General features: G+C 36.1%; 10 protein-coding genes. 2 read left to right on the top strand and 8 right to left on the bottom strand.

Annotation, left to right across the window (positions count from 1 at the left end; genetic code table 11):
* Positions 1 to 4: 4 nt before the first annotated feature.
* The 7 genes from ACY651_RS04965 to ACY651_RS04935 form a co-directional block, all read right to left on the bottom strand.
* Complete coding sequence (locus ACY651_RS04965; protein WP_462250317.1) at positions 5 to 1762, bottom strand: sodium:solute symporter family transporter; 1758 nt, start codon at positions 1760 to 1762, stop codon at positions 5 to 7.
* Between the two features lie 30 nt (positions 1763 to 1792).
* Complete coding sequence (araA, locus tag ACY651_RS04960; protein WP_462250315.1) at positions 1793 to 3304, bottom strand: L-arabinose isomerase; 1512 nt, start codon at positions 3302 to 3304, stop codon at positions 1793 to 1795.
* 72 nt (positions 3305 to 3376) lie between these two features.
* Positions 3377 to 5383, bottom strand: coding sequence for a glycoside hydrolase family 127 protein (locus ACY651_RS04955; RefSeq protein WP_462250313.1), 2007 nt, complete (start codon positions 5381 to 5383; stop codon positions 3377 to 3379).
* Between the two features lie 52 nt (positions 5384 to 5435).
* Positions 5436 to 6566: an aldose epimerase family protein gene (locus tag ACY651_RS04950; protein WP_462250311.1), complete on the bottom strand. Its 1131-nt coding sequence runs from the start codon at positions 6564 to 6566 to the stop codon at positions 5436 to 5438.
* Positions 6567 to 6689: 123 nt separating this feature from the next.
* Entirely contained in the window at positions 6690 to 7391 is a 702-nt protein-coding gene (locus ACY651_RS04945; RefSeq protein ID WP_462250309.1) for an L-ribulose-5-phosphate 4-epimerase, read from the bottom strand.
* 208 nt (positions 7392 to 7599) lie between these two features.
* Positions 7600 to 9240, bottom strand: coding sequence for a ribulokinase (locus ACY651_RS04940; RefSeq protein ID WP_462250307.1), 1641 nt, complete (start codon positions 9238 to 9240; stop codon positions 7600 to 7602).
* Positions 9241 to 9243: 3 nt separating this feature from the next.
* The gene (locus ACY651_RS04935) at positions 9244 to 9900 is read right to left on the bottom strand and encodes an HAD family hydrolase (RefSeq protein WP_462250305.1); all 657 of its coding nucleotides are present in this window, start codon (positions 9898 to 9900) and stop codon (positions 9244 to 9246) included.
* 184 nt (positions 9901 to 10084) lie between these two features.
* Here ACY651_RS04935 and ACY651_RS04930 point away from each other — a divergent pair, with 184 nt between their 5' ends.
* Complete coding sequence (locus ACY651_RS04930) at positions 10085 to 10933, top strand: AraC family transcriptional regulator (protein WP_462250303.1); 849 nt, start codon at positions 10085 to 10087, stop codon at positions 10931 to 10933.
* 72 nt (positions 10934 to 11005) lie between these two features.
* On the top strand, positions 11006 to 11941 hold the full coding sequence (locus tag ACY651_RS04925; protein ID WP_462250301.1) for a hypothetical protein: 936 nt from the start codon (positions 11006 to 11008) through the stop codon (positions 11939 to 11941).
* A gap of 22 nt (positions 11942 to 11963) precedes the next feature.
* On the opposite strand, the gene ACY651_RS04920 is transcribed toward ACY651_RS04925, so the two are convergent.
* On the bottom strand, positions 11964 to 12483 hold a 520-nt coding region (locus ACY651_RS04920; RefSeq protein WP_462250299.1), incomplete at its 5' end, for a beta-xylosidase family glycoside hydrolase.

The following is a 12483-nucleotide window of genomic DNA, read 5'->3' as shown; positions in this document are numbered from 1 at the left end:
TTTTCTACCAAAACTTAACATACAAAGCTACCAGTATAAGCAATGTTGCTACAATCATTGCAATAACAGGCGGGCTTAGTTTAAACATTGATTTATCCAGCTCAAAAGCTTTAGGATTTACTTTAGGCCCGGCTAGACTAATAGCAATCATTACTGCCATAGTAATAAAGAAAGCCCAGCCCATATTAATTAAGAAAGGTATTTCGTACACACCATCATTATTTTTAAACGCAGTGTACATAAAATTTTCGTGACCGAAAACTGATACAGCAAAACTGTTGAAGAATATTGCCATTGCAAAACCGGTAATTAAACCAGCAACAGCCGCCGCACCTGTAGTGCGTTTCCAAAACATACCCAAAATAAACATTGCAAATACACCCGGGCTGATGAAGCCGGTATATTTTTGTATGAAAGTAAAACCACCTTCTCCGCTAATTCCTAAAAAATCTTTCCATTCAAAAACAACAGCAATTACAATTGCAACTAATGCCGCCATTCTCCCAATCCAAACCATATTTTTTTCTTCGGCTTCTCTACCAAAATTTGCATTAGTAACAGATTCCAGTACATCGCCTTTAGAAATTTCGGTATTGATCTGCGGAGTTTTTTTCTTAAAATATTTCATATAAATATCTAAAGTAAAAATAGTACCAATGCTGTTTAGCTTACCGGCAAGCGAAGCTACAATAGCTGCTGTTAATGCTGCAATAGCCAATCCTTTTAAACCTGATGGAAGAAAACCAAGGATAGCAGAATAGGCACCATCCATACCGCTCAAGCCAGGTAAATGTCCATTTTTATGTAACACATAAGCAGCAATACCCGGCAACATTACAATTATCGGCATTAACAATTTTAAAAATCCTGCAAACAAAATTCCTTTACGTGCTGTTTGCAAATCGGCACCCAATGCTCTTTGAGTAATGTACTGGTTGCAACCCCAGTAATTTAAATTTACTATCCACTGGCCTGCAAAATACATGGCAATTCCCGGCAGAATTAAATATTTATTTACATCTTCCTGCGATGATGCTGCAGTGGGTTTATCTAATATCATGTGAAAATGATCCGGCGCCTGATCCATCAAAGTTTTAAAACCAGCCAACGCATCTTTACCTAAACCAAATTTTTCACTCACAATAGTTAAAGCAAAATAGATTGTAGCAAAGCCACCGATAATTAAAACTGCTACCTGTATTACATCGGTGTAACCAATCACTTTCATTCCACCCAATGTAATTATTAATGAAAATACTGCCAGCGCAATCATTATAGTATGCAAATACTCCGGCCCAACCAATCCACTTATTGCAATAGCACCCAAATATAAAATTGAAGTAAGATTTACAAACACATACAAAAACAACCAAAAGATGGCCATGATAAGCGACACCGTTTCGTTATACCGTGTTTTTAAAAACTGCGGCATGGTGTAAATCTTATTTTTTAAATAAATAGGGATAAACCAAACAGCAATAATAATTAATGCCAGTGCTGCAATCCATTCGTAAGCTGCTACAGCAATACCTACAAAATATCCGTTACCGCTCATGCCAATAAATTGTTCGGCAGAAATATTAGATGCAATTAGCGATGCACCAATTGCCCACCAGGTTAGTGAACCTTCGGCCAAAAAATAATCGTGTGATGCTGTGATGGTTGCTTTTTTCTTTTTATTATATACCCAGTAACCATAGCCGGCCACCAGTAAAAAATAAACTACAAAAATCAACATGTCTAAAGATGATAAACTGTTCATGAGCAAGTTTCTGTTTTGTGATGAGAAAATTTATTTATTGTTTATTTGGTAAAATACATCATTCCATTTTAATTCATTCTTTAAATTGTAAATGTTGGTGTCTTTATTGATACAAACAAATTCAATATTTGCCATGGCTGCAAAATCTTCTAAATTTTCTGCAGTTAAATTTTGGCTGTAACCCGTATGATGTGCACCGCCGCCATATATCCATGCAGCGCATGCAGTTTGCATATTGGGATGCGGTTTCCACAACACTCTTGCAACCGGTAATTTTGGTAAATCAAATGTTGGTTTTACTGCATCAACAGTATTTACCAATAATCTAAAACGGTTGCCCATATCCATTAGTGATGCATTTAATGCAGGGCCTGCGGCTACATTAAAAACCAATCGCACCGGATCGGCTTTGCCACCAATGCCCAACGGATGAATTTCGCAACTGGGTTTTACGTTAGCAATACTGGGGCAAATCTCCAGCATATGACTGCCTAAAACCATTTCATTTCCCGGTTCAAAATGATAAGTATAATCTTCCATAAAAGAATTACCGCCCGGCAAACCGGTTCCCATTACTTTCATGGCTCTAACCAATGCCGAAGTTTTCCAATCGCCTTCGCCTGCAAAACCATAACCATCGGCCATTAAACGTTGCGCTGCAATGCCGGGCAATTGTGTTAAGCCATGCAGGTCTTCAAATGTATCGCTGAAGCCTTTATAATTTCCATCTTCTAAAAATTTACGAATACCAATTTCAATTTTTGCAGCATCACGTAAAGACTGGTGTTGATTGTTTCCTTTTTTTAAAGAAGGCATTAATTTATACAGCGCTGCATACTCATCGCACAACTTAGTAATGGCAGTTTCTTTTACATTATTTATCACACCTGCTAAATCGCCAATGCCACAGGTATTTACACTGTAACCAAATTTTAATTCTGCTTCCACTTTATCGCCATCGGTTACAGCAACATAACGCATATTATCGCCAAAGCGAACAAATTTTGCTCCCTGCCAATCGTTCCATCCCAATGCAGCTCTTGTCCATCCTGCAATTTGTGCTATTACATTTTTATCCTGCCAATGTCCTACAACCACTTTTCTTTGCATACGCATGCGGCTCATCATAAATCCAAACTCACGGTCGCCATGAGCCGATTGATTTAAATTCATAAAATCCATATCAATATCGCCCCATGGAATATCCCGGTTGAATTGAGTATGTAAATGCAATAATGGTTTTTGGAGAATCTTTAATCCATTGATCCACATTTTTGCAGGAGAAAATGTGTGCATCCAGGTGATAATACCAATACAGTTTTTATTACTGTTGGCATCAATAACTAAATTGTAAATTTCTTCGGTGGATTTTAAAACGGGCTTAAAAACAACTTTAACAGGGATAGCTGCTGCATCATTAAATGATTTTGCCACCAGGGTGGAATGCTTTGCCACCTGCTTTAAAGTTTCTTCTCCATATAAATTCTGGCTGCCGGTTGCAAACCATACTTCTAATCCTTTGGTGCTGATACTATTTTTCATTTTTTTATTTTTATCAGATTATCATTAGAGAAGTCTTCTTTTTAAAAGAAGACTTCTCTGCGAGGCGCTATATTATTTAGTTAATATTTCAATATCTTTTACCTGTGTTGGAAACCACACCGTCATTTCGCCTTTGCCCCTGTTGGCCCAGCTGTAATAAGGTATGGCTGTAAAACTTTGTTTTTGTGTTGAAATGGTTTCGTTATTATTTATAATTACTGCAGGTACTTCGGCTTTTAGAATCGTGATGCCATTTAAAACCGCAGGTTTAAATTCGGTGGTAAAATTAATATTGGCAGGTATTAGAATGTTACTGGTTTTACCATTATTATCAGCCCATTCAGCACAATAAATAATTGGGCCACGCTGTAAGGCCACTTTGCCGATATCGTTGGTAACTTTTTCGTTAGCTACCACTCTTTTTACCTCCATTGGCAGTAACACTTCTACCACATCATTTTTTTTCCAAGCTTTGTTTATTACAGCATAACCATTTTGAATGGCAAAATCTGTTACAATTCCATTTACTTTAATTACACTTTTAGTATTTGATGGTGTTTCAAATTTATAAAGATCGGATGGCACGGCGCTGTTGCTTGCCCAACCCGGAACTCTTACCAATAGATTAAATGTATTTGTTGCAGCCGAATTTATTTTTAAAATTAAATTGCCATCCCACGGATAATTATTTTGCTGTTCAATTTTAACGGGCTTATTATTTACCATTAAATCAACTGTGCTGTTGATAAAAAGATTTACAAATAAGTTATCATCTTTTTGTGCATACATATAACCCGGCACAGAAGGAATTAAACGGGTTAAATTAGTGGGGCAGCAGCTGCATTCAAACCAGCCCGATCTTGCACCTTCAAAATCTTTATGATTAAAACTGTTACGCACTTCCATCGCATTGGTGTAAAAAAAAGATTTGCCATCTAAACCAATACCAGAAATTAATCCGTTGTACAGCATTTTTTCCAGCACATCAATATACTTTGCATCGCCGTGCAATAAAAACATTCTGTAATTCCAGTACACTCCGGCAATGGCAGCGCATGTTTCGTTGTACGCAGTGTTGTTGGGCAGTTCGTAATTTTCACCAAAACGTTCGCCATCACCTTTTGCACCAAGTCCGCCTTGAACATACATTTTTTTAGTTACTACATTTTCCCAAATTTTATCAATGGCTTTTGTCAGGCTGTCGTCGCCGGTTAGTGCGGCAACATCTGCAACAGCTGCATATAAATACCCAGCTCTAACGGCATGGCCTACCGCTTCATCCTGCTGCACAACCGGCTTGCTGTCCTGCCAGTACGAACCATTTTTCCAACTGTCCGCACTTTTGTTATCATAGCCAGGGTAATGCCCTCTTGCTTCAATAAAAAACTTAGCCGTATTTAAATATTCTCTTATACCGGTAATACGAAACAATTTAACCAATCCCATTTCTACAATTTCGTGGCCGGGTGCTACAGATTTTTTTCCGGGGCCAAAAACACTGCACACCAAATCAGCATTTTTTAAAGCGATGTCTAAAAAATTTCTTTTTTTAGTTGCCAGAAAATGTGCTGCGGCAGCTTCGTACATATGGCCGGCATTATATAATTCATGACTGAGCTCTCTTTCTTTTTCCCATCTTTCTTTACCTACCCAACTGCCTACATTTACGGGATCAATAGTTCTTGCAGTGTATAAGTATCCATCGGGTTCCTGTGCAGCCTTAATAATTACAATTAAAGAATCTACGTAAGCTTCTAATTTTTTATCGGAATGTACTGCTAAGGAAAACGAAGCGCCTTCAATGGTTTTATAAATATCCGTATCATCAAAAGGATAACGTGTACAAAACTTTCCCTGCTTTTGCGCTGCCATTACAAAGTTTTTTACACGGCCTGTATTTTCGCAGCGTTCAAATGATGCAGGAATGGTTACCGTTCTGTTAGTTTCTATTCTGGGCAACCAAAAATTATCGGATAATTTTACCTGCGTAAAATTTACTTCTTTAATGGCATAATCTTTTTGCTGTGCCAGTACTGGCAAGCCTAAAAAAATCACAGCTGATAAAAAATAATTTTTCATACAATTTTTTTAACAGAGAAGTCTTCTTTTTAAAAGAAGACTTCTCTATAAACTATCTAACTGAAAACTTATATAATGAGGTATGACTGTATTTTTCTCCCGGCTTTAAAATAGTATTAGGAAATGAGGGTTGATTTGGTCCGTCGGGAAAATGCTGTGTTTCTAAACAAAGCCCTGCATGCAAAGCATATTGTTGATTATTTTTTGTGTTGGTTAAGGTGCCATCTAAAAAATTGCCGCTGTAAAATTGCACGCCGGGTTCTGTAGTAAACACCTCCATAAAACGTCCGCTGCCAGCATGGTATAATGTCGCAATACTTTCTAATGCATTACCGGTTTTATTTAATACCCAGTTATGATCGTAACCGCCTTTTACCGAATCAATATCTCTGCCTATTTTTTTTGCTGCTGTAAAATCCATTGGTGTGCCTTTTACATCAGGCAATTTACCCGTAGGGATTAAGACCGCATCTACTTCGGTAAACTTATCCGCTTTCAACATTAAATCATGATTTAAGATGGTGGAATCTTTTCCTGCTGATAAATTAAAATAACAGTGATTAGTTAAATTAATTGGCGTGGCTTTATCTGTTGTTGCAGCGTAATCAATATTTAATGAATTATCTGCAGTTAATGTATAGATAACTTCAATTGACAAATTGCCTGGATAACCTTCTTCGCCATCTTTACTTAAATAAGTTAATTTTAAACTGCTGTCACCAGTTTGTTTTTCTGCTTTCCACATTACTTTACCATAACCTTTTAATCCGCCATGTAAAGATTGCCCGTTATTGTTTTGGGCTAAAGTGTAAGTAGCTCCATCTAATGTAAACTTGCCTTTGGCAATGCGGTTACCATATCTTCCAATCAAACACCCAAAATAAGGATTCCCTTTTTGAATATAACCAGCCAGCGAATCGTAGCCTAAAATAACATCTCCATCTTTTCCTTCTTTATCTTTTGTAATAATTTTTGTAACGGTACCTCCGTAATTTAAAATACTTACCTGCATGCCACTGGCATTGGTTAATGTATATTCTGTTACCGTTTCGTTGTTAAATGTGCCGAAAGGTTTTTCAGTGATGCTCATTTTGGTTTCGTTTTTAGTTGCAGTTTTTTCCGTACTGTTATTGCAGGAAAATAAAAATACAGAAGCTGCCAGAAGAATTGATAAATGTTTCATATTTAACTATCGTTTTATTTTAAAAATGCTGAGTTAGTTTTTTAATTAAATACTCTAACTAATCGCCGACAGGCACTTCGACTTCGCTCAGTATCAACCGCTGTCGGGGTTATTCGACTACTTTTACTGTCCGTAATAAGAATCGGGGCCGTGTTTACGTTCAAAATGTTTTTGTATCAATGCGTCTTTTAATCTTGGGGCATTAAAATTAATTTGCTCTGTAAGCAAGGCAATTTTTGCAATACATTCCAATACTGCACTGTTGTGTACCGCTTTTGCTGCAGTTTTGCCCCAGGTAAATGGCGCATGATTACCTACCAATACCATTTCTACCTCTTCGTATTTTAATTCATTTACTTTAAAGCAATTCATTATTTGAAAACCGGTTTCATATTCGTAATTGCCTTTTATCATTTCATCATCCATCGGTGGCGCACAGGGAATATCAACTGTATTGTAATCGGCATGTGTTGTTCCAAATATTGGAATATCCCTTTGTGCCTGCGCCCATGCGGTGGCGTAAGTAGAATGAGTATGAACAATACCGCCAATATTGCCCCAATGTTTGTACAATACGGCATGTGTTAATGTATCGGATGATGGCCGCAGATCACCTTCAATAGTTTTGCCATCAAAATCAACGATCACCATTTTTTCCGGTGTCAATTCTTCGTAAGCAACACCGCTTGGTTTAATGGCGAATACCCCAAGGCTTCTGTCGGCAGCGCTAACATTACCAAATGTAAAAAGCACTAAACCCAGTTTGGGTAATTGCATGTTGGCTTCGTATGCTTCCTGTTGTATATATTGATATTTATTACTCATCACTGTTTTTACTTATTCCTTAAAAGATAAAATATAATATTTTAAAAAACAATTCAATCATTCTTTCAATTACCCCGGCCTTTAGGTAGGGGCAAATAATATATGTCTACAGGCTTTAGCCAAAATTCATTCCACACTAACAACCAGGTTTGGCTAAAGCCTAATACATTATGAATCTATATCCCGGGCTAAAGCCCGGGGCAATTCATTATTTATTTTCAATCTTATTTCCTAAATCTAAATACATTTTGTATCGCCTTGCATAATAAGCTATCTTATCAGCTTGCGGCTCATAAGTTTTTTCAAAGCCCTGCCCCATGGCGTTCATCGCATCTTCTACTTTATTATAAATACCTGCGGCCGTTGCTGCAAACATGGCTGCACCATTGGCACAGGTTTGTTCGCTGCTGTGTATGCGTATGGGCATGTTCAATACATTTGCCATTGTCTGCATTACATAAGTTGATTTTTTTGCCACACCACCCAATGCAATAATTCCTTTTACAGCAATGCCTTCTGTAATAAAACGCTCTACAATTGCTTTACTGCCAAAGCAGGTTGCTTCAACTAAACTTTTAAATATTCTTGGTGCGTTGCTGGCTAAATTTATGTTTGCAATTACACCTTTTAATAACTGGTTTGCATCAGGAGTTCGCCTGCCATTCATCCAGTCGAGTGCTAACTCATCAGTATCATTTAATCCGATGGCTGCTGCTTCGTTTGCTAATGTGGCAATAATTTTATCGCTTATTTTTTCTCTTTCATTTTCATCACTTATAAATTGATTGATTGGCCAGCTTAATAAATTTTTAAACCAGGCATAAATATCACCAAAGCCAGATTGTCCTGCTTCCATACCGATCATACCGGGAATAACAGAACCATTTACCTGGCCGCAAATACCTTTTACCAAAGTATCTTTTACTTCATCAATCGGCGCCACTAAAATATCGCAGGTAGATGTACCCATTACTTTACTTAAATAATAAGGTTCAATTTGCCCGCCTACCGCACCCATGTGACAATCAAATGCGCCGGCACCAATTACTACGTCATTTGGCAGTCCTAATTTTTGCGCCCACTCGGTACTGATAGTACCAACAGATTGTGCAGAAGTATATGTTTCTGTAAATAATTTATCTGTAATGCCATCTAACAAAGGATCGAGTGATTTAAAAAAATCATTGGGCGGTAAGCCGCCAAACTCTGCGGCCCACAATGCCTTATGGCCGGCACTGCAAACACCCCGTTTTAATTTTGCTGCATCATTACCACCAGTTAACACAAAAGGAATCCAGTCGCAATGCTCCACAAAAGAATGTATGTTTTTTTGAATTGCTTCATCTGCTCTTAAAATATGCAGCAGCTTTGCCCAAAACCATTCGCTGCTGTAAATGCCGCCAACAAATTTTAAATAATTAATGGGAAATTTTGTTGCATGAATATTTATTTCTTCGGCTTCTTTGGTTGCGGTATGATCTTTCCATAATACAAACATGGCGTTGGGATTATTTTCCATGCCCGGCAATAATGCTAATGGTGTCCCGCTTTTATCAACTGCTACCGGCGAAGACCCTGTAGTATCTACCGAAATGCCTTTTACATTTTTAGCGATATCAGGTCCCGCCTTTTGCAAACAATTTTTTATGGTGGCTTCTAAACCTTCTGTATAATCTAAAGGATGTTGCCGGAATTGGTTTTTACCAGCGTTGCAATATTTCCCATCTTTCCATCTTGGATAATAAAAAACAGACGACGCCATTTCTTCTCCATTAGATGCATTCAGCAAAACCGAACGAACGGAATCCGTACCAAAATCTACACCAATTACAAATGCAGTATTGCTCATTATTTAATTTAATAGTTGATTTAAAATATCATTGTTATAATCTTCAATAAATCCGATAATATTTGTATAGGAAGAAAATTCTTCTTTTGTATGCATGGTTGTTATTACCACACATTTCATATTGGCATGTAATGCAGCTTCCACTCCTTTTGGTGCGTCTTCAAATACAATACAATTTTGCGGATCAACATTTAATTCTGCAGCCCCTTTTAAAAAAGTTTCGGGATCAGGTTTACTTTTTATCACATCATCGGCACTTACCAATGCACCAAAATAATTTCGGATGTTTAAACCATCCAACACAAAATCTACATTAAATAAAATGGCTGCCGAACCAATGGCCATTTTAATTCCTGCGGTATCGGCTTTTTTTAAATAGTCATCCAGTCCGTCAATCAATTTTAAATGCGGCCTGAAATCCTGTTGATATTTTTTTTCCTTAGTAATTCCGATGAGGTCTTTTTCTTCCTGTGTAAATTTTCCGGGAAATATTCTGTCCAGGATTTCTTCATTTTTTCCATAACATTCTCTCTTGCTTTCTTCTAAAGAAAACATTTTACCATACTGATGAAAAATATTATGCCATGCCCTGATGTGAAATGGCATATCATTTACCATAGTTCCGTTTAAATCGAATAAAAAAGCTTTTGGTGGTTTCATATTTATGCAGCTCCGTAAATTATATTGTTCAATTATTTCAGGCTTAAATTTACAATCGTAATGAATATCAAATTTTTAATTTTTTAGCCGTATGCACAACTGCTATTTTAAAATTAATTGATGGTATATTATCAAATTATACTAATTTAACAGTCAATAACTGATAATATAGTATTTATAAAGTATGAAAACCCTAATTCAGAAAATACATATTGAAGAGCAGCATTCTTTTGCCTGCCGCAAATACAGAACCCCAAATTTTGAAACCAGCTGGCACAAACATGAGGAGTATGAACTGATATTGATTACTGAAGGTCATGGTACAGCTTTAATTGGCGACTATGTGGGTGAATATAAAACAGGAGATATTTATTTTATTGCCGGAAACCTTCCTCATTCATTTCGTAAAAGGCACCACAAAATTACCGGTGATGCCATTGCCGCACATTTTAAAAAAGATGTTTTTGGGGAAACGTTTTTTTTAGCCCCGGAAATTAAAAACATCTTTACACTATTAAATAAAAATGATGCCATCCAATTATTAAATAAGTTGAAGAAAGAAGTTACAGCTTTATTGATTGAAATGGAAAATGCGAAAGGTTTTAACAGAATTAATTTATTGCTGCAGTCGTTGCAAAAAATGAGTACTTCATCAAGCTTTGCAAGGGTTACGGAAGATTTTTCATCACCAGATAATAATATTAATCCTGCTATTGATAAAATAATTGATTACTCTTTTAAACATTATTTAGAGCCGGTAACATTGCAGCAGGTTGCCCAAATTGCAGACATGAGTATTCCCACCTTCTGCCGTTTCTTTAAAAAAAATATTAAAAAAACTTATTTCAATTTTTTACAGGATTTACGCATCAGCCACGCCTGCAAATTATTAACTACCACTGATAAAACTGTAATGGATTGCTGTTACGAAAGTGGCTATAACAGTTGGGCACATTTTACCAAACAGTTTAAGCAGATAAAGAAAATTACACCATCGATGTACAGGAAGGAATTTGTGGAGAAGGGGAAGTGATTGGCACGTAGAGGCGCAGAGAAAACTGAGGAAATTAACAATATTTTTTCTTTAAATTTTATAATATTAATTATGAGACTTCTATTATTGATCATACCTTTTTTGTTTTCCTGCACAAATAAAAAGTACAACGAAGGCGTTAAGGAAAATACTTCAAATAGATCTGAAATTATAAATTATTTAAAACATGAATTCCATATAACAGTTGATACATCTAAGATAGATTCCAATTATAGAAAAAATAGATTATTAAATTATCATAGCCTTGAAATAGACTCCTTAATTAATTCAAACTTGTATATTGTTAACTACAAGCCTTTAAATTTAAGTTTTATAAGGTTTTATAATTATTTTGGAATACACGATACAACCCGGGAAAACATTTTCAATGTTTATTTAATTGAAGATAATACTACCCGGAATTTCTACATTGATTTTATAGATAACGATGCAGGAATGATAATAGAACCAGTTTGTGCATACTCTTTTATAAGAACTCCAATTAAATCTTCTGATTCAAAAAGCTATATTTCACCAGATAATATTGATGCTTACAATAGTATTAATTCTTCAAGAATGTATGGTGAGAGTGAGTTTGAATTTCAAAATAAAAAATCAGCAATTCAATCCTATCTAAATGTTGCATTTCGTTATAATAAACCCACAAAAAAAATATTGGATAGTTTATTCTTCTTTTACGATCATCATTTATATTCCAAAAATGACCTTTTAATGGCGGATCCCAAAGAATTATATAATTTCTTAAGAATACAGGGCGCAAGAATTAGAAAAGAGCCAGACTATGGCTCAAGGGAAAAATCACTTGTCTATTTAAAAGATCAAATTTCGCTTTTGTTGCTACAAGCCAACAGCACAGAAAATGAGCGTTTGTTTATTTGGGTCTATACAAGTAACTCCCACCTTAGAGTCAGGCGACTTTTAATCTCAGGAAATAAAGTATCTACTTTTTCATACTTCATAAATGAATATGAATTGTGTTTCGAATAAAGCTATTGACACTATCCACTATTCATTTCTCCACCCTAAACCAGTCCACTTCTACAAAGCCGGCATCATTAATCACTTGTGTTCTTGTACAAAAGAAACCCATTGCTGCACCAATCCATTTACCCGGTGTTGCTTTAAAAGTTTCTGCAATATCAGTAAATGTTTTACCATCGTTACTGTAACTAAATGTACATACAGCACCTTTGCTTACTTTTAATTTAAAATACAGATCACCGGCTGTAATTTTTGTTATTTCAGTTTCCACTTCGGGTTTGCCCTTTTCAGCATCAATGCATTTAGTATAACTTAAATAAAGTCCATCAGCTTTTTTGGTTACCGCAGTGTTAGCGTAACTCATACCTAAAACTACCAAGCCAAATTTTTCTCCATTGGTTTTTGGTGTAAATAAAAATTTAGCTGTGGCTGTAAATTCTTCTGCAGGAAATTTCTGGGTAAGGATGTTCGGAATATCCCATAAACTTTTTGCGCTATCAGGATTAAAAACGCTGTTGAAACGGATTACCCCTTTTGCAGGATAACAA

It is taken from the genome of Ferruginibacter sp. (assembly GCF_031391665.1).
GTDB lineage: Bacteria > Bacteroidota > Bacteroidia > Chitinophagales > Chitinophagaceae > Ferruginibacter.
Note: the sequence above shows the minus strand (reverse complement) of the source record. Positions and strands in the feature narration are given on the sequence as shown.